Genomic DNA, 16,373 nt, shown 5'->3' with positions numbered 1-16,373 from the left:
CAGCAGCCAGCGGTACACGGCTCAGCCATCCTCTGCATGCAGGAGCAGGCCAAGTGCCAGCAGGATCGCAACCGCAGGCGGGGCCCAGGCGGCCAGAAGAACGGGAATCTGCCCGTTCTCACCAAGGATTTGCGCGAAGCTGCGAATGAAATACAACGTGAACCCCAATAGCACAGATGCCAGTACAGCGACCCCTGTACCACCAAATCTGGTATGCCGCATGGTGAAGGCGCTCGCAACAAGAACCATGGCTATCAGGAAAAACGGCCGCGCGAATTCGGCCTGAAGCCAGACCTGGTGCTTGCGCGGGCTGAAGCCTGCCTGCTCAAGCTGCCGGATGAATTCGGGCAGGTCATAGATCGACACCGCACCCGGCGCGCCGATGCTTTCGCGGATGCGCTCCACCGTCAGAGAGGACGGAATGGTCAGCAGGTCGTGGGTGGTGGCACTGCCTTCGGCATTGACCCCGGCCTCCAGCGGCCATGACTTGGCGTCGCGCAACCGCCATTCGCGGTCGGTCAGGGCGGCTGATCCGGCCTCGATCCTGCGCACCGGCCCCTTGTCGTGCTCATAGGTGATAAAGGTCACGTCATAAAGCACCGATGCATCGGCATTCGAGCGCCAGGCGCGGATCACGGTCTGGCCATCGACATTGCCCTGGCGCAGCCACAGCCCTTCGTCGCTGATCGACAGGGCAGAGGCCCCGTCAGCGCGGTAGCTTTCGGACAATTGCAGGTAGCGGTTGTTGGTGGCCGCAACGATGGGGTTCAGCATGCCCACCGCCATCACCCCGATGATCAGCGCCACCACCACGGGCGCGATCAGCGCGCGCAGGGCGGACCGGCCCGCGGCCCGCGTCACCACCATTTCAGATGACCGGGCCAGCGAGATGAACAATGCCACGGTGGCAAGGATCATGATCAGCGGCAGGATCAGGTTGATGGTCTGCGGTGTGTTCAACAGGGTCAGCCCCAGGATGCGTTGCCATCCCAGGTCATAGCTGCCAAAGCGGCGCGCCTGTTCGACCGCATCGACCAGCATCACCAGTGCAAACAGTATGGCGGTGATGGTGACAAAGGTGATGGCAAAACGCCGGGCGAAATACAGATGCAGGATCATGCCGCAGCCCCCCGCCGTCGGCGCCGCAACAGGCTGGGCCGCGATGCCACCGACAGCATCGCCACCACCAGGATTGTCCCGACAAGGACCGGCATGTACATCAGCGGCCAGTTGGACGGGTCGGTCAGCACCTCGTCCACCAGCGCGCCGCGAAACCCGTCGATTGCGATCAGCAAGCCAAAGGCGATGACGACCTCGCGCCAGACCCCAAAGCGCGAGAATCCGCCCAGCAGCAGGGTGGAAAAGCCGACCATCGCCGCCACCACGCAGAACAGGGGCTGGGCAAAGCGGGAATGAAACTCTTCCGCAATCGTGCCCAGGCTGTCGCCCGAGTCCTCTGACAGTTGGTCCCAGGAGGTCAGGAAAGCCGGGGTTGTCCGGTTTGGCACCGAAATGCGCCGCCCTGCGGATTTGCTGACAAGCGCCGAGATATCAAAGGAAAAGTCCCGGAATTTGGCCGTGGCCAGCCGTTTGGTGTCGCGGTTCAGGCGCTGTGCCAGCCCGTCCACCATGATCAGCGTGGTGCCTTCGCCGTTGCGCACCAGATAGGCTTCGGCGGCGGTATAGATCACCCCTTCGTCGGGATTGCGCCGGTCTGACAGGAAAACGTCGCGCAACACGCCGTCGGTGTCGATCAGCCGGGTGTAGAATGTGACGTTCTCGCCCGGATGCAGGAAGGTGCCTTCGGTCAGCAGGCGCGCAGTGACGTTCTGGGAAATCTCGGTCTCGCGCTGGCTGAGCTGACCCTGCGCCATCGGCACCAGAAAATGGCTGAGCACGGACATCATGCCGGCCACGCACAGACCGTAGACAAAGACGGGCCGCGCCAGCCGCCAGGGGCCGGAGCCGGTCGATTGCAGTACGGTCAGCTCGCTTTCGCTGCTCATCCGGTTGGTGACATAGGCTGCACCGGCAAAGGTGGCGATCGGCAGCACGGTCAGGATCAGCTTGGGCAGGCCAAGGGCGGTGAATTCCAGGAACACCAGCGCGGACTGGCCATCGCCGATCAGCCGGTCGAACAGCAAAACCGCCCGGTTGATCCAGAACAGCGCCACCAGAACCAGCGCAAAAAAGCCGAACAGCAGCAGAAACTGCGACAGCATGTAGCGGTCAAGTCTGGCCACTGCGATCCCCCCAAGGTGTCATCCGGCGCTCTGACGGCGATGTTGAATGCGACATTAATGTAAAAGCTGCGGGGGGAAAACTGATATCTGGTCATGGGCGGGCAGGCGCGCTAGGTCTTTGCGGGAAACCAGAACAAGGGCCCTTTCATGACCGACCTCACCCCGATCAGCTTTTCCCAAACCGACATCGACAAGATCGCCAGCCACAAGGGCCGGATCGCTGTTTTCGTCAACCCGGAGGGGCGTCTGGACGCGGGCGCGCGGCGGGTCAACAAGCTGATGCGCGGGGCGCTGGCGCGTCTGGTCGAGGGCGAGAAGTTCGCGCAGATGAAGCCGGGGCAGGGTGTGGCGATGGCCTATCCCGCCGGATTGGCGGCGGAGGCGGTGGATGTGATCCACCTGCCGCGCCGTATCAGCGTCAAGGAGGCGCGCCGCGCAGGTGCAAGCCTGGCCAAGGCGCGCGGCACCGCTGACCTGCTGGTGCTGGCGGCGGGCATGCGCCGGGTGGCGGAAATGGCCTTTGGCCTTGCCATGCGCGACTACGGGTTCGAAGACCACAAGAGCGCGCCGAAAGACCGCGAGGGCACCGTGACCGTGATGTGCAGCAAGCCCGAAGAGGCGCAGGCAGAGGCCGCGCCGCTGATGGCGGTGGCCGAAGGGGCCTTCATGACCCGGGACCTGATCAACGCCCCCGCCAACGTGCTGACGACAACCGAATTCGCCGACCGGCTTGCCGCGATGGAAAAGCTCGGCCTCAAGGTCGAGGTGCTTGAAGAGGCAGCGCTTGAAAAGCTGGGCATGCGCACGCTGCTCTGCGTGGGGCAGGGCTCCGACAGCCCGTCCAAAGTGGTGGTGATGCGCTGGGAAGGCGGGGCCAAGGATGCGGCACCGCTGGCACTGGTCGGCAAGGGGGTGGTGTTCGACACCGGCGGGATCAGCCTGAAACCCGGTGCCGGCATGGAAGACATGACCATGGACATGGGCGGCGCAGGCGTTGTGGCCGGCGTGATGCGCAGCCTTGCGCTGCGCAAGGCCAAGGCCAATGTCGTGGGTCTGGTGGGGTTGGTCGAGAACATGCCGTCGGGCAATGCCACCCGTCCGGGCGATGTGATCACCTCGATGAAGGGGGACACGGTCGAGGTCATCAATACCGACGCCGAGGGGCGTTTGGTGCTCTGCGACGTGATGTGGTACGCGCAGGACCGGTTCAAACCCGCCGCGATGGTTGATCTCGCGACGCTGACCGGCGCGATCATCGTGGGGCTTGGCCATGAAAACGCCGGGGTCTTTTCCAACAATGACGGGTTCTGCGCTGATTTCCTCAAGGCGGCGGAGACCGAGGGCGAAGGCGCATGGCGGATGCCACTGGGTCAGGCCTATGACGACCTGCTGAAAAGCCGGATCGCGGATATGAAGAACATCGGCGGCCGTGCGGCGGGGTCGATCACCGCGGCCCAGTTCCTGCAACGCTTCGTCAAGGAAGAGACCCCATGGATACACCTCGACATCGCCGGGGTTGCCTCGGTCAAGTCGGAGACGGCGCTGGCCCCCACAGGGGCGACAGGCTGGGGCGTTGCAGCACTGAACCGGCTGGTGGCCGACCGCTTCGAGACGGAGTGAACCGGCGATGGGGGCGGCCTATTTCTATCACCTGACGCGGCGGCCATTGGTCGACACTTTGCGGATGCTGCTGGACAGGTCACAGGCCCAGGGTTGGCGCGTGGCCGTGCGCGGCCCGGATCTGGCGGGGCTGGAGGCCTTGGACCGCGCGCTGTGGCTGGGCCCCGACGACGGGTTCCTGCCGCATGGCATGGCAGGCGGGCCGCATGATGCCGCGCAGCCGGTGCTGTTGACCACGGCCGCCGAGGCCGCGAACACCCCCGCCTGCGTCATGTCCGTGCATGGGGCCGAGGTGACGGCAGAGGAGGTTGCGGCGCTGGAACGGGTCTGCGTGTTGTTCGATGGCGATGACGAAGCCGCCCTGACCCGCGCCCGCGCCCAATGGAAGACGCTGAAGGAAGCGGGTGCCTCGGCCCAATACTGGTCAGAGGAATCAGGCCGTTGGGAGAAAAAGGCGGAGACCTGAGCGCCTGACAACGCCGCCCGCGCGCCCTTAACGCGTCAGGATCAACTCTCCACCGGTGATTTCGATGCGGCCCCAGCGTTGCAGGTAACCCATGCCCAGCAGCGATTGCTGCATCTCGCCCGCGTTCACCACGGCGGCGACATTGGTATCGGTGACGTCGCCCAGGGTGACGGTATCCAGCCGGACAAAGGCAGTGCGCACCGTGCCATTGGCGGTATTGGCGCTGCCGTGGAAATTCAGGCTGTCGGGGTCGATCCCGGCGCTGCGGGCATCGGCCTGGGTCAGCACCAGATCGGTGGCACCGGTGTCCACCACGAAACGGATCGGCGTGTCGTTGATGTCAAGCGTGAGGTAGTAGTGGCTGTCGCGCGATTTGGGCACCACGATCCGGTCGCCGCCGGTCAGCACCATCTGCGGGCGTCGCGCGTCGCGGCTGATGTCCTGCCACAGGCCCACGGCGGCGGCCCCGCCGACAAAGATCATGCCCCAGACGGCGGCATATTGCAGGCTGCGGTTCAGGCTTTCGCGCGATTGCAGAAAGAACCAGCCGGCCACCATCGCGCCCAGTACGATCAGGTAGATCAATTGCATTGTGTCGATGTCGCCCATGTCTCGCATCACCTCCTGCTGGCTTACAGCGTCCCGCCTTTAACCTGAAACATATCACTTCGCCAATCTCCCGAGAGCGCGCAGCGCGGCAGGGTATTGGCGTATCAAGTTCAAGGCGGGGCGCTTTGAGATATAGGCGCGACCGGCGGTGGTGTCAGCCCGTGCCGGGGCCAAAACCGAAGGCGCTGAGCCCGTCGAGCACGAATTGCACCGAAAGCGCGGCAAGCAACATGCCCAGTAACCGGGTGATCACGTCGATCCCGGTCTTGCCGATCACATGTTCAAGATAGCTGGAGGCCTGTAACAGCAACGCCATCACCACAAGCGTCAGCGCGGTGATCCCCAGCACGGTGACCAGCCCCTCGGCCCCCGGTCGCTCGCCGGTCAGCAGGATCACCGAGGCGATGGAGCCGGGACCGGCCATCAGCGGGATCGCCAGCGGAAAGACCGAAGGGTCATCGACGGAGGTCTCGTCGGTGCGGTCCTCGCGCCGTTTGGTGCGCCGCTCGAACAGCATGTCGAGCGCCGTCAGGAACAGCAGGATGCCCCCCGCGACCCGGAAGGCAGGCATGGAGATGCCGATGAAGCCCAGCACCGCCTCGCCCAGAAAGGCAAAGAGGGTCAGCACGAACCCGGCGACCAGCACCGCCCGCCAGGCTACGCGTCGCCGCTGGGCGCGTGTCATGCCAGGCGTCAGGGCGATGAAGAGGGGGGCAATGCCGATCGGGTCGATCACCACGAACATGGTGACCAGGGCCGTGATCATATAGGCGGTGTCGAGCGTCATGCTGCCGTGATCCGATTGCGGGCTGCGCCCATTACATTGTTTTGCGGGGGCGCTGCCCCCATCGGCCCGGGGCCGATACCCCCGGGAATATTTCTTGCCAAAAAGAAAGTCAGGCGGTGGCTTTCTCCAGCTTTTCCTGTGCCGACAGCCAGAGTGTTTCAGCACGTTCGAGCGCTTGCATCACTTCGGCGTATTTCTTGTTCCAGACTTCAAGCTCGCCCACCTTGGTGTCCTCGTAGAGGGCGGGATCGGCCAGTTTCCTGGCCAGTTTATCGCGCATTTCGTTGATTTTCTCAACGCGGGATTCGGATTTGCGGACTTCCGAGCGCAGGACAAGGATATCTTCGCGGCTGGCGCGCTTCTCTTTGGGGGCTTCCTTGGGCTTGCTGTTCTTGCTGACCGGACGGGTCGGCTGCAGCAACATCTTGCGGTAGCTTTCGAGGTCTTCCTCGTAGGGGGTTACGGTGCCGTCCGAGACCAGCCAGAGCCGGTCGGCCACCATGGACAGCAGGTGCATGTCGTGGCTGACCAGGATCACCGCGCCGGAATATTGCGTCAGCGCCTCCACCAGCGCCTCGCGGGATTCAATGTCGAGGTGGTTGGTCGGTTCGTCGAGGATCAGCAGGTGCGGGGCGTCCAGCGTCGCCAGCAGCAGCGACAGGCGCGCCTTCTGGCCACCCGACAGGCGGCCCACTTCGGTTTCGGCCTGATCGGCGCCAAGGCCGAAACCCGCAAGCTGCGCGCGCAGTTTCGAATGCAGCACGCCGGGGCGGGCGCTGATCATGTGTTGCAACGGGGTTTCGGTGATGTGCAATTCATCGACCTGGTGCTGGGCGAAAAAGCCGATGCGCAGCTTGTTGGCCTTGACCGCCTTGCCGTCCATCAGCACCAGCCGGTCCGACAGCAGTTTCGACAGGGTGGATTTGCCCTGGCCGTTCTTGCCCAGAAGCGCGATGCGGTCGTCCTGGTCGATGCGCAGGTTCAGCCGTGACAGCACCGGCTGACCGGCGGTGTAGCCGGTGGAGCCGCCCTCGATGGAGATGATGGGCGGCGAGAGTTCCTCCGGTTCCGGGAAGGTGAAGACCCGTTTCGCCGCCTGTTCGGGGGTCGAGATCATGTCCATCTTCTCGATCATCTTGAGGCGGGACTGGGCCTGTTTGGCCTTGGAGGCCTTGGCCTTGAACCGGTCCACGAAGGATTGCATGTGGTCACGGCGGGCCTGTTGTTTCTTGGCCATCGCCGCCTGCACGGCGCGTTGTTCGGCGCGCTGGCGGGCGAATTGGTCGTAGGGGCCCTGATAGAAGGTCAGCTTGCGGTCTTCGAGATGCAGGATGCCGTTGACGGCGCGGTTCAGCAGACCACGGTCGTGGCTGATGATGATGACCGTATGGGGGTATTTTGCCAGATAGCTTTCCAGCCACAGCGCGCCTTCAAGGTCGAGATAGTTGGTCGGCTCGTCCAGCAACAGCAGATCGGGCTGGGCAAAGAGCACCCCCGCCAGCGCCACGCGCATGCGCCAGCCGCCCGAAAAGTCGGAGCAGGGCATCTGCTGTTCGGCATCGTCAAAGCCCAGACCCTTGAGGATCGAGGCGGCGCGCCCTTCGGCGGACCAGGCGTCGATGTCGGCCAACCGCGCCTGGATGTCGGCGATGCGGCCGGGGTCCTGGGCGGTCTCGGCTTCCTGCATCAGCGCCGCGCGTTCGGTGTCGGCGGCCAGCACCGTGTCGATCAGCGAAACATCCGAGGAAGGAACTTCCTGGGCGACGCCGCCGATCTTGGCCCGGCTGGGCAGGCTGATGGCCCCGGCATCAAGGCCCAGCTCGCCCCGGATGATGCGGAACAGCGTGGTTTTGCCCGCGCCATTGCGCCCGACAAGGCCAACCTTGTGACCTTCGGGGATGACGGCGCTTGCCTCTTCAAAGAGCGGACGGCCCTCGACGGAATAGTTGATTTCGGAAATGCGTAACATGCGCGCGGTGTGGACCAAGTTGCAGGCCCCGTCAATCGCGGCTTTTCAAGCCCCGGACCCCATGCTAGGGAGCGCCAAATTCAACACCCCGAAGGAGCAAGCCACATGGCCCTTGAGCGTACATTTTCGATCGTCAAGCCCGACGCCACCCGCCGCAACCTGACCGGCGCCATCAACAAGAAGTTCGAGGATGCCGGTCTGCGCATCGTGGCGCAGAAACGTATCCACCTGACCAAGGCGCAGGCGGGCGAGTTCTACAAGGTGCATGCGGAACGTCCCTTCTATGACGAGCTGTGCGAATTCATGGCTTCCGCGCCGATCGTGGCACAGGTTCTGGAAGGCGAAGGCGCCATTGCCAAGAACCGTGAAGTGATGGGGGCCACCAACCCCGCCGATGCCGAAGCAGGCACCATCCGCGCCGAATTTGCCGAAAGCGTTGGCGAAAACTCCGTGCACGGCTCGGACGCGCCGGAGACGGCAGCAGTGGAGATCGCCTATTTCTTCTCCGGTCTGGAACTGGTCGGCTGAGGCAGGCCATGTCTGGCTGAGGGCGCGCATTGTATCGCCTTTGAACGCCCCGGATTATTGACGCCCTCGCGGGAAACTGCGGGGGCGTTGGCGTTTTTGGCCGCCGATTTTCCGACCGGGCGCGCCTTGGGCACCTGTTTGTGCTATGGCGGTCGCGATTGGAGCTTTTGAAGGAACAGGCGATGGCACCTGCACTCGGCCGGATCGTGATCTATACGGGCAAGATCGACCAGATGGCTGATTTCTATGCCCGGCACTTCGGATTTTCGGTGAAGCGCGCCGAAAGGGACCGCATTGTGGAACTGGTGCCGCAAAGCACGGGGCTGACCATTCTCTTGCATCCAGCGGCTGCAAAGCAGAAAGAAGGGCAGGTTCTGGTCAAGCTGGTCTTCGACGTCGAAGATGTCGCGGCGTTCTGCGATGCTGCAAGAGCCGATGGGTTGGCATTCGGAAAGATCCATCAAGCGGAAGGATACAGTTTTGCCAACGCCAAGGACCCGTCGAACAATTCCATTCAGGTCTCAAGCCGGGTCTTTGTGACCTGATGAATTGCCTCCGACGCTAGCCGCGCAAGGTGGGATGGTGCGAGGACAGCGCGCCTTCGACCTGCGGGGTGTCGGGCGCGCGGGCGGCCTGCTGTCTGAGGTGGCGCTCCAGCAGGTCCACGTTGCGGATCTTGGATTTCCAGCCGATGTCGAAGATATCGCCGACCAGCGGCACAGAGCCGATCACAAGGTCGATGCCGGTGTTCAGCGCCATCCGCGCCAAAAGCGGTTTCGGCGCGCCAAGGCGATGCGATTGTTGCATGATGTAAGCAGAAGGCAAAAGCGCGAGCGTGTCACCGACGCCGGGCACAAGACCCAGAACGGCGTCCCAGCCGAAGCGGATGCCGGTGCCGGGCAGACGAAACTGGGTGTCCATACGGGTCGCGAGGCGGCGCAGGCGCGCCAGGTCGCTGGTGTGGGCGTGGTGTTCCAATGGTGCGGTCCTTCCTGGTCTTACACCGAAAAACTGGCGTGCAAGTTGAAGGAATCAAGGGGAAAGACCGTCGGAGGCTGCTCAGATACTTGCGTAGTCGGTGATCAGCGGTGGTTTGGGTTTGGGCTTTTGTGCCAGGGTCTGGTCCGGCGATGGGGCCGGTTTTGGCGGTTGGGGTATCGGGTCGGGGTCATGGCGGGCCATATGACTGCTCCTGTTTTCAGGCGCGGGTCCTGCGCCCGGATCACAGGCTTGCGCAAGACCTTGCCGACAGCGGGGCTTAATTGCGGCAAAAATATGGCGTTATGGTGCCGAAGTGATCCGGTAACTGGTCGTCTGCTGCCAGGTCTCGCCCGGCGCTGGCGTGACCTGCGGGAAATGCGCATGGTGCGGGGCGTCGGGCCAGTCTTGCGGTTCCAGCGCGAAGGCATGGAAGGGTCAAAGGGCGCGGTTGCCGGCAACCCGCCCTCGCCATCCGCCAGTTTAGCGCGCAGCACCAGCCGGGCGTGATCCTGCGGGTCGGCAAACCCCAGCACGAGGTTGTCCGGGCTGCCCCGCAGATGCAGGCGGACCAGCGATGCACCATAAGGCAGAATCTGCGCCGTCAGCGCGTCTGATCGGAGGGCGAGAGGGGCAAAGGCCGACATGCTTTCTTGATGCGGTCTGCACCCGCCGCAGGCAAGCGGTGGCAGGTGGCTTTGCACAAAAAATGATCACTGTGACCTGAAAACGGGCGAAAAGCCCCGCAGGCCCGCGCAAATAATTGCAGCGGCGGTCGAGGGCGGTAGGTTGATCGGCAACCATACGGGAAAGGACAGCCGATCACTTCTTTTGCGCCGCAGGACTGGCTTGATGCCGCCCCGCTTCAGCCCCGCACCCGTGGCGCTGGCAGCATCGCTGTGCGCGCCGACGCGGGCGGGGTGACGCGGCTGGCCAACCTGCGCCAGTCGGGGGCGATGAAGCTGGTGTTACCGCGCGTTTTCCGCCCGGATGTCGAGGCGGTGATCGTGAACACGGCGGGCGGTGTGACCGGGGGCGACCGGCTGCACCTCGACGCGGCGGCGGGTCCCGGCGCCTGCCTGACGCTGAGCACACAGGCGGCGGAACGGATCTACCGGGCGCAACCGGGCGAGGTCGGGTGCATCGAGACCCGGCTGACGGTCGCGGCGGGGGCGCGGGTGAACTGGTTGCCACAGGAGACCATCCTGTTTGACCATGCGGCGCTGAACCGGCGTCTGACGGTTGATCTGGCCAATGATGCATCGCTGCTGATGGTGGAAACCCTCGTCTTTGGCCGCGCCGCGATGGGCGAGGTGCTGCATGCCGCACATCTGCGCGACCGCATCCGCATCAACCGCGACGGCGCGCCGGTCTATCTGGACGGCATCGCGCTGGACGGGGATGTGCAGGCCCATCTGGCGCGGCCCGCCATTGCGGGGGGGGCAGGGGCGGTGGCGACGCTGGTCTTTGTCAGCACGCAGGCCGAGGCCCAGTTGGGGCCCTTGCGCGCCTTGCTGCCCGATACGGCGGCGGCCAGCCTGTTGCCGGGCGGGGTGCTGGTGGCGCGCCTGCTGGCGACGGACAGTTTCGAGCTGCGCCGCACCCTGATCCCCGCCTTGATGCTGTTGAACACTGGGCACCTGCCGATGAACTGGAGACTTTGAGATGCAACTGACCCCAAGGGAAAAGGACAAGCTGCTGGTGGCCATGGCCGCCGAAGTGGCGCGCAAGAGGTTGGCGCGGGGGGTGAAGCTGAACCACCCCGAGGCCATCGCCCTGATCACCGACACCGTTGTCGAGGGCGCGCGTGACGGCCGCTCCGTGGCCGACATGATGGAGGCGGGCGGCCATGTGCTGACCCGCGATCAATGCATGGAAGGCATCGCCGAGATGATCCACGACGTACAGGTCGAGGCGACCTTTCCCGATGGCACCAAGCTGGTGACCGTTCACAACCCGATCCGCTGAAAAGGAAACTGCCATGAAAATCATTCCTACCCTTGGCCTTGCCGTCCTGGCCGCCCCGGTGGCCGCCCATACCGATGCGGGGCTGCACCTGCATCCGCATGTTTCGGACGGTGCGGTGGCATGGCTGCCACTGGTGCTGGGCATGCTCGCCATTGTCACTGCCGTCGCGGTGACGGCGGGGCGTGCGGCCATCCGGGCGCGCAACATGCGGGATCGCCGCAAATGATCCCCGGCGAAGTGATCCCCGCCGCAGGCGACATCACCCTGAACGAAGGTGCCGATGCGGTGGTGCTGATGGTCGCCAATACCGGTGATCGCCCGGTGCAGGTGGGCAGCCATTATCATTTCGCCGAAACCAACCCGGCGCTGGAATTTGACCGCGCCGCAGCCAATGGGCGCCGTCTGGACATCGCCGCAGGCACCGCCGTGCGCTTCGAACCCGGCCAGCGCCGCGAGGTGGCATTGGTGCCTTATGGCGGCAAGCGTGTGGTGTTCGGGTTCAATGGCAAGGTCATGGGGGCACTATGATGGCAGCGTTGAGGGCCGCGACCGAGCCTGGGTGGGCGCTGCCGCACTCGTTTTGGGAATGCGCGCCCGCGACCCGGTGTAACGGCTTCGCCTGTCGCACCGGTGCAAATGCGCCCTTCCGTTTTGCCGGAGGCAAACCTTCGGTTCGACGGGAGGGTCGGGCGCGGCCCGGCCTGTCGTCCGGGCGGGACTGCAAGAAAATTCGTTGAAGAAACCAGGAGCCTGACATGCCAACATCCATCCCCCGCGCGCAATATGCCGCCATGTATGGCCCCACCACCGGCGACCGGGTGCGGCTGGCCGATACCGATCTGGTGATCGAAGTCGAACGTGACCTGACCACCTACGGCGAAGAGGTGAAATTCGGCGGCGGCAAGGTGATCCGCGACGGCATGGGGCAGTCTCAGGTGACGCGGGCGGGCGGCGCAGTCGATACCGTCATCACCAATGCGCTGATCATCGACCATGCGGGCATCTTCAAGGCCGATGTGGCGCTGAAAGACGGGTTGATCCATGCCATCGGCAAGGCGGGCAACCCGGACACGCAACCGGGCGTGGATATCATCATCGGCCCCGGAACAGAGATTATCGCGGGCGAGGGCCGCATTCTGACGGCGGGGGGCGTGGACAGTCACATCCACTTCATCTGCCCGCAGCAGATGGAGGATTCGCTGCATTCCGGCGTCACCACCTGTTTTGGCGGCGGCACTGGCCCGGCCCATGGCACACTGGCCACCACCTGCACGCCGGGGCCCTGGCACATCGGGCGGATGTTGCAGGCCTTTGACGGCATCGCGATGAACGTCGGGCTTTCGGGCAAGGGCAACGCCAGCCAGCCGGAGGCGCTGGTGGAAATGGTCAAGGGCGGCGCATCGGCGTTGAAGCTGCATGAGGACTGGGGCACCACCCCCGCCGCCATCGACTGCTGCCTCAGCGTGGCCGACGATATGGATGTGCAGGTGATGATCCACACCGATACGCTGAACGAAAGCGGCTTTGTCGAACATACCGTGGGCGCGATGAAGGGTCGCACCATCCATGCATTCCACACCGAAGGGGCGGGCGGCGGCCATGCGCCGGATATCATAAAGATCTGCGGCGAAAGCTTTGTCCTGCCGTCCTCCACCAACCCGACGCGGCCGTTCACCGTGAACACGCTGGAAGAGCATCTGGACATGCTGATGGTCTGCCACCATCTGGACAAGTCGATCCCCGAGGATATCGCATTCGCCGAAAGCCGCATCCGGCGGGAGACAATTGCGGCGGAAGACATCCTGCATGACATGGGGGCGTTTTCGATCATCGCCAGCGACAGTCAGGCCATGGGGCGCGTGGGCGAGGTGCTGATCCGCACCTGGCAGACCGCCGACAAGATGAAGAAACAGCGCGGGCGTCTGGCGGAGGAGACCGGCGAGAACGACAATTTCCGCGTCCGCCGCTATATCGCGAAATACACCATCAATCCTGCGATTGCGCAGGGGGTTTCCCATGTTGTCGGCTCCATCGAGGTGGGCAAGCGGGCCGATCTGGTGCTGTGGAGCCCGGCGTTCTTTGGTGTGAAACCGGAAATGGTGCTGATGGGTGGCACCATTGTCGTGGCGCAGATGGGTGACCCCAATGCGTCGATCCCCACGCCGCAGCCGGTCTATACGCGGCCCATGTTCGGGGCCTACGGGCGGTCGCTGGAACACTCCAGCATCACCTTCGTCTCGGGCGCGGCGCAGGCGGATGGCATTCGGGGCAAGCTGGGGTTGGCCAAACAGACCGTTGCCGTCGCGAATACCCGCAATATCGGCAAGAAGGACCTGCTGCTGAACGACGCCACCCCGAAGGTCGAGGTGGACCCCGAAACCTATGAGGTGCGCGCCGACGGCGAATTGCTGACCTGCGCCCCGGCAGAGGTGCTGCCGATGGCGCAACGCTATTTCATGTTCTGAGAAAGGAAGCCGAGGATGACACAGACCGCCGAAAGGACAAGAACGCTGCCCCTGGCGCAGACCCATCTGAAACAGGGCCATTGGTCCGGTCCTGCCGAAATCTGCCTGCTGGATTACGACGGGCGGTTTCTGCGCCGCAAGCGGTTGGAAACGCTGGAGGGCCGGCCGTTTGTCGTTGACCTGCCGCAGACAACTTCGCTGGAAGATGGCGATGCGCTGGTGCTGGAGGACGGCACCCATATCCTTGTCCGCGCGGCAGAGGAATCGCTGCTGCGTGTCACCGGCCCGGAACTGGCGCGGCTGGCCTGGCACATCGGCAACCGGCACACGCCCTGCCAGATCGCGCAGGATCATCTGTTGATCCAGAACGATCCGGTGATCGGCCATATGCTGGAACATGTGGGCGCGAGCCTGACGGAGGTCACGGCCCCCTTCACGCCCGAGGGCGGTGCCTATGGCCATGGGCGCACGCACAGCCATGAACACGGGAAAACGGCGCATGACCACTGACGCCGCCATCCTGACCCTCGCGCAATGGTTTTCGCCCGGCTATCCGCTGGGGTCCTTTGCCTATTCGCACGGGCTGGAGATGGCGATTGCAACCGGCCAGATCGACAGTGCCGCGCGCCTGCAGGAATGGTTGGAGGACGTGCTGGCCCATGGCACCGGGCGCAGTGATTGCATTCTGATCCGCGCCGCCCATGCCTGCGAAAGCGTGGATGAAGTGGCCCAGGTGGATGCCCATGCCCGCGCCTTTGCCAGCAGCGCCGAACGGCTGGCGGAAACGCAGGTGCAGGGCGGGGCGTTTGCGCGGACCACTGCCGCGATCTGGGGCGGCGCGCTGCCTGACCTCACACACCCCGTTGCAGTGGGCTATGCCGCCGGGCGGATGGCGCTGCCGCTGGAACTGACCGCGCGGATGTACCTTCAGGCCTTTGCCGGCAATCTGGTCTCGGCGGCGGTGCGGCTGGTGCCGCTGGGCCAGACAGAGGGGCAGGCCTGCCTTGCGGCGCTCAGCCCGCTGGTGGAACAGGTTGTTGCACAGAGCCACGGCATGGGCCTCGACGATCTGGCCAGCAGCGCCTTTTTGTCTGACGTGGCCGCGATGCGGCACGAAACCCTTGAACACAGGATATTCAGATCATGACTTCGATGAATGGCCCTTTGCGGATCGGGATCGGCGGCCCGGTGGGCGCGGGCAAGACCACGCTGACCGCCGCACTCGCCCGTGTCTTTCACCCGGCGCTGTCGATTGGGGTGATCACCAATGACATTTACACGCAGGAGGATGCGGAGGCGCTGATGCGCATGCAGATCCTGCCGCAGGACCGGGTGATCGGGGTGGAAACCGGGGGCTGTCCGCATACGGCGATCCGCGAGGATGCCTCGATCAACCTGGCGGCCATCGCGCAGATGCGCGCACGGCACGCCGACCTCGATCTGGTGCTGATCGAAAGCGGCGGTGACAACCTCTCTGCCACCTTCAGCCCGGAACTGGCGGATGTGACACTCTATGTCATCGACGTGGCGGCGGGCGAAGAGATCCCGCGCAAGGGTGGGCCAGCGATCACCAAATCGGACCTGCTGGTGATCAACAAGACCGATCTGGCCCCGCATGTGGGCGCATCGCTTGAGGTCATGGCCCGTGACGCGGCGCGGATGCGCGGGGACAGGCCGGTGGCGTTCTGTGCATTGCGGCACGGGACGGGTGTGCAGCAGGTGGTGGACCATGTGCTGTCTCTCGGCGGGTTGCAGATGCCGCAGCCCGAAAGTGCAGATGCCTGATGCAAAAGGCCCGCGCCGGGAGCGCGGGCCTGTAGCCGAATGGGATGGCTGAGCGGAGAAGCGTTCAGCCTTCTTCTTCCTTGACCTCTTTCGGCGTGACGATCACGCCGCGTTCCACAAAGAAGGCACCGGTGCGGTAAAAGGGCACAAAGGATTCTGTCTGCAATTCGCCCCGGCCGTTGTCGATCGGGTTCACGATTTCCTGCTTTTCCTCGGTCGCGGCGCGCAGTTCATAGCGATAAACGCCATCCAGAACCTCGCCGGGTTTCAGTTCGAACACCGGCGTGCCGGATTTTGCAAAGATTTCGGTGATCTTGCCGTTGGGGGCGGCAACAACCATGCTGGCGTTGCTCAGCCCGATCCAGTTCTCGAACCAGACGGCGTTGGAATTATGCTGCTGGACCGGATCGGCGGCCCAGGCTGTGCCGGCGCTGAATAGGGCAAGCGAAGTAGACAGGGCAATGGATTTCAAAAGACGGGACATGACATACCTCGTTCCGTTTCAATAAAACTCGGGGCGCGCGCACGGGCGCAGGCGCGGCCCCTGTCATACATGAACATGGAATTCCGCCTGCTGGCAAGGGGCGCGGGGGCCGCATTGGTCGATGCGCCTTTTTCTGCCGCAACGGGCGCGCATCGGCATCCCGGTAGGGCGTAGGGCGTCGGGGGCCGGGCGGTCTGGCGCAGGGGCGTGGCTTGGCGTAACAGGGGCATCAGCCCGGATGAGACACGAAGGACGTACCCATGACCCATTCAGCCCATTCCGAAGCGCATCTGGTTCACCGCATCGGCTGGCTGCGGGCCGCGGTGCTGGGGGCAAACGACGGGCTGGTCTCAACCGCCAGCATCGTGGTGGGGGTGGCGGCAGCAGGATCGGGTCGGCCCGAGATCCTGATCGCGGGCCTTGCGGGGCTGGTGGCGGGGGCCATGTCGATGGCGGCGGGGGAAGATGTCT

Annotated in this window: 22 protein-coding genes; 13 read left to right on the top strand and 9 right to left on the bottom strand. The window is 64.3% G+C overall.

Features of this window, described 5'->3' with window-relative positions; all coding sequences use genetic code 11:
* Positions 1–21: 21 nt before the first annotated feature.
* Both lptG and lptF read right to left on the bottom strand, forming a co-directional pair.
* Positions 22–1,119 (bottom strand): LPS export ABC transporter permease LptG, encoded by a 1,098-nt coding sequence (lptG, locus tag A8B82_RS12005; RefSeq protein WP_067292604.1) that lies wholly within the window; start codon positions 1,117–1,119, stop codon positions 22–24.
* Positions 1,116–2,243, bottom strand: a complete 1,128-nt coding sequence (gene lptF / locus A8B82_RS12000) for an LPS export ABC transporter permease LptF (protein ID WP_067292601.1) — start codon at positions 2,241–2,243, stop codon at positions 1,116–1,118. The genes lptG and lptF overlap by 4 nt, the downstream gene beginning before the upstream one ends.
* 147 nt (positions 2,244–2,390) lie before the next feature.
* Here lptF and A8B82_RS11995 point away from each other — a divergent pair, with 147 nt between their 5' ends.
* Entirely contained in the window at positions 2,391–3,863 is a 1,473-nt protein-coding gene (locus A8B82_RS11995) for a leucyl aminopeptidase (RefSeq protein ID WP_067292600.1), read from the top strand.
* 7 nt (positions 3,864–3,870) lie between these two features.
* Positions 3,871–4,329, top strand: coding sequence for a DNA polymerase III subunit chi (locus A8B82_RS11990; protein WP_067292597.1), 459 nt, complete (start codon positions 3,871–3,873; stop codon positions 4,327–4,329).
* A 27-nt stretch (positions 4,330–4,356) separates the two neighbouring features.
* On the opposite strand, the gene A8B82_RS11985 is transcribed toward A8B82_RS11990, so the two are convergent.
* From A8B82_RS11985 to A8B82_RS11975, 3 genes are all read right to left on the bottom strand, one after another.
* Positions 4,357–4,938, bottom strand: coding sequence for a retropepsin-like aspartic protease family protein (locus tag A8B82_RS11985; RefSeq protein WP_067292594.1), 582 nt, complete (start codon positions 4,936–4,938; stop codon positions 4,357–4,359).
* 154 nt (positions 4,939–5,092) lie between these two features.
* Complete coding sequence (locus tag A8B82_RS11980) at positions 5,093–5,725, bottom strand: MarC family protein (protein ID WP_067292592.1); 633 nt, start codon at positions 5,723–5,725, stop codon at positions 5,093–5,095.
* A 109-nt stretch (positions 5,726–5,834) separates the two neighbouring features.
* A complete protein-coding gene (locus A8B82_RS11975) occupies positions 5,835–7,694 on the bottom strand; it encodes an ABC-F family ATP-binding cassette domain-containing protein (protein WP_201120801.1) in 1,860 nt (619 codons plus the stop codon).
* Positions 7,695–7,799: 105 nt separating this feature from the next.
* On the opposite strand from A8B82_RS11975, the gene ndk reads away from it, so the two are divergent.
* Positions 7,800–8,222 carry a nucleoside-diphosphate kinase gene (gene ndk, locus A8B82_RS11970; RefSeq protein ID WP_067292587.1) on the top strand — a complete coding sequence of 141 codons (423 nt, stop codon included), beginning with the start codon at positions 7,800–7,802 and terminating at the stop codon, positions 8,220–8,222.
* Between the two features lie 182 nt (positions 8,223–8,404).
* Positions 8,405–8,767, top strand: a complete 363-nt coding sequence (locus tag A8B82_RS11965) for a VOC family protein (RefSeq protein ID WP_067292584.1) — start codon at positions 8,405–8,407, stop codon at positions 8,765–8,767.
* Positions 8,768–8,783: 16 nt separating this feature from the next.
* Here the strand turns inward: A8B82_RS11965 and A8B82_RS11960 are convergent, their stop codons facing one another.
* The 3 genes from A8B82_RS11960 to A8B82_RS23965 all read right to left on the bottom strand — a co-directional run bounded on the left by A8B82_RS11960 (position 8,784) and on the right by A8B82_RS23965 (position 9,620).
* Complete coding sequence (locus A8B82_RS11960; RefSeq protein WP_082899273.1) at positions 8,784–9,200, bottom strand: DUF4112 domain-containing protein; 417 nt, start codon at positions 9,198–9,200, stop codon at positions 8,784–8,786.
* Between the two features lie 81 nt (positions 9,201–9,281).
* Positions 9,282–9,404 carry a hypothetical protein gene (locus A8B82_RS24680; RefSeq protein WP_268873811.1) on the bottom strand — a complete coding sequence of 41 codons (123 nt, stop codon included), beginning with the start codon at positions 9,402–9,404 and terminating at the stop codon, positions 9,282–9,284.
* Positions 9,405–9,503: 99 nt separating this feature from the next.
* Positions 9,504–9,620, bottom strand: coding sequence for a hypothetical protein (locus tag A8B82_RS23965; RefSeq protein ID WP_138069749.1), 117 nt, complete (start codon positions 9,618–9,620; stop codon positions 9,504–9,506).
* Positions 9,621–10,099: 479 nt separating this feature from the next.
* Here A8B82_RS23965 and A8B82_RS11950 point away from each other — a divergent pair, with 479 nt between their 5' ends.
* From A8B82_RS11950 to ureG, 8 genes are all read left to right on the top strand, one after another.
* Positions 10,100–10,864, top strand: a complete 765-nt coding sequence (locus tag A8B82_RS11950) for an urease accessory protein UreD (protein ID WP_235604680.1) — start codon at positions 10,100–10,102, stop codon at positions 10,862–10,864.
* Position 10,865: 1 nt separating this feature from the next.
* On the top strand, positions 10,866–11,168 hold the full coding sequence (locus A8B82_RS11945; RefSeq protein ID WP_067292577.1) for an urease subunit gamma: 303 nt from the start codon (positions 10,866–10,868) through the stop codon (positions 11,166–11,168).
* 13 nt (positions 11,169–11,181) lie between these two features.
* Positions 11,182–11,394, top strand: a complete 213-nt coding sequence (locus A8B82_RS11940; RefSeq protein WP_067292574.1) for a hypothetical protein — start codon at positions 11,182–11,184, stop codon at positions 11,392–11,394.
* Positions 11,391–11,696, top strand: a complete 306-nt coding sequence (locus A8B82_RS11935) for an urease subunit beta (protein WP_067292572.1) — start codon at positions 11,391–11,393, stop codon at positions 11,694–11,696. The genes A8B82_RS11940 and A8B82_RS11935 overlap by 4 nt, the downstream gene beginning before the upstream one ends.
* A gap of 227 nt (positions 11,697–11,923) precedes the next feature.
* On the top strand, positions 11,924–13,633 hold the full coding sequence (gene ureC / locus A8B82_RS11930; protein ID WP_067292570.1) for an urease subunit alpha: 1,710 nt from the start codon (positions 11,924–11,926) through the stop codon (positions 13,631–13,633).
* Positions 13,634–13,648: 15 nt separating this feature from the next.
* Entirely contained in the window at positions 13,649–14,143 is a 495-nt protein-coding gene (locus tag A8B82_RS11925) for an urease accessory protein UreE (RefSeq protein ID WP_067292567.1), read from the top strand.
* Positions 14,133–14,780: an urease accessory protein UreF gene (locus A8B82_RS11920; protein WP_067292566.1), complete on the top strand. Its 648-nt coding sequence runs from the start codon at positions 14,133–14,135 to the stop codon at positions 14,778–14,780. Before A8B82_RS11925 ends, A8B82_RS11920 begins: the two co-directional genes overlap by 11 nt.
* Positions 14,777–15,418, top strand: coding sequence for an urease accessory protein UreG (ureG, locus tag A8B82_RS11915; protein ID WP_067292563.1), 642 nt, complete (start codon positions 14,777–14,779; stop codon positions 15,416–15,418). The genes A8B82_RS11920 and ureG overlap by 4 nt, the downstream gene beginning before the upstream one ends.
* 64 nt (positions 15,419–15,482) lie before the next feature.
* On the opposite strand, the gene A8B82_RS11910 is transcribed toward ureG, so the two are convergent.
* Positions 15,483–15,902: a hypothetical protein gene (locus A8B82_RS11910; protein ID WP_067292562.1), complete on the bottom strand. Its 420-nt coding sequence runs from the start codon at positions 15,900–15,902 to the stop codon at positions 15,483–15,485.
* 260 nt (positions 15,903–16,162) lie between these two features.
* On the opposite strand from A8B82_RS11910, the gene A8B82_RS11905 reads away from it, so the two are divergent.
* A partial coding sequence (locus tag A8B82_RS11905) for a VIT1/CCC1 transporter family protein (protein ID WP_201120799.1) occupies positions 16,163–16,373 on the top strand: 211 nt, incomplete at its 3' end.

The sequence above is a fragment of the Sulfitobacter sp. EhC04 genome (genome assembly GCF_001650875.1).
Classification (GTDB): domain Bacteria; phylum Pseudomonadota; class Alphaproteobacteria; order Rhodobacterales; family Rhodobacteraceae; genus Sulfitobacter.
Note: the sequence above shows the minus strand (reverse complement) of the source record. Positions and strands in the feature narration are given on the sequence as shown.

Coding starts and splice junctions, on each gene's coding strand:
- lptG (WP_067292604.1), bottom strand. CDS start 1,119: ATGATCCTGCATCTGTATTTCGCCCGGCGTTTTGCCATCACCTTTGTC.
- A8B82_RS11995 (WP_067292600.1), top strand. CDS start 2,391: ATGACCGACCTCACCCCGATCAGCTTTTCCCAAACCGACATCGACAAG.
- A8B82_RS11990 (WP_067292597.1), top strand. CDS start 3,871: ATGGGGGCGGCCTATTTCTATCACCTGACGCGGCGGCCATTGGTCGAC.
- A8B82_RS11985 (WP_067292594.1), bottom strand. CDS start 4,938: ATGGGCGACATCGACACAATGCAATTGATCTACCTGATCGTACTGGGC.
- A8B82_RS11980 (WP_067292592.1), bottom strand. CDS start 5,725: ATGACGCTCGACACCGCCTATATGATCACGGCCCTGGTCACCATGTTC.
- A8B82_RS11975 (WP_201120801.1), bottom strand. CDS start 7,694: ATGTTACGCATTTCCGAAATCAACTATTCCGTCGAGGGCCGTCCGCTC.
- ndk (WP_067292587.1), top strand. CDS start 7,800: ATGGCCCTTGAGCGTACATTTTCGATCGTCAAGCCCGACGCCACCCGC.
- A8B82_RS11965 (WP_067292584.1), top strand. CDS start 8,405: ATGGCACCTGCACTCGGCCGGATCGTGATCTATACGGGCAAGATCGAC.
- A8B82_RS24680 (WP_268873811.1), bottom strand. CDS start 9,404: ATGGCCCGCCATGACCCCGACCCGATACCCCAACCGCCAAAACCGGCC.
- A8B82_RS11945 (WP_067292577.1), top strand. CDS start 10,866: ATGCAACTGACCCCAAGGGAAAAGGACAAGCTGCTGGTGGCCATGGCC.
- A8B82_RS11940 (WP_067292574.1), top strand. CDS start 11,182: ATGAAAATCATTCCTACCCTTGGCCTTGCCGTCCTGGCCGCCCCGGTG.
- A8B82_RS11935 (WP_067292572.1), top strand. CDS start 11,391: ATGATCCCCGGCGAAGTGATCCCCGCCGCAGGCGACATCACCCTGAAC.
- ureC (WP_067292570.1), top strand. CDS start 11,924: ATGCCAACATCCATCCCCCGCGCGCAATATGCCGCCATGTATGGCCCC.
- A8B82_RS11925 (WP_067292567.1), top strand. CDS start 13,649: ATGACACAGACCGCCGAAAGGACAAGAACGCTGCCCCTGGCGCAGACC.
- A8B82_RS11920 (WP_067292566.1), top strand. CDS start 14,133: ATGACCACTGACGCCGCCATCCTGACCCTCGCGCAATGGTTTTCGCCC.
- ureG (WP_067292563.1), top strand. CDS start 14,777: ATGACTTCGATGAATGGCCCTTTGCGGATCGGGATCGGCGGCCCGGTG.
- A8B82_RS11910 (WP_067292562.1), bottom strand. CDS start 15,902: ATGTCCCGTCTTTTGAAATCCATTGCCCTGTCTACTTCGCTTGCCCTA.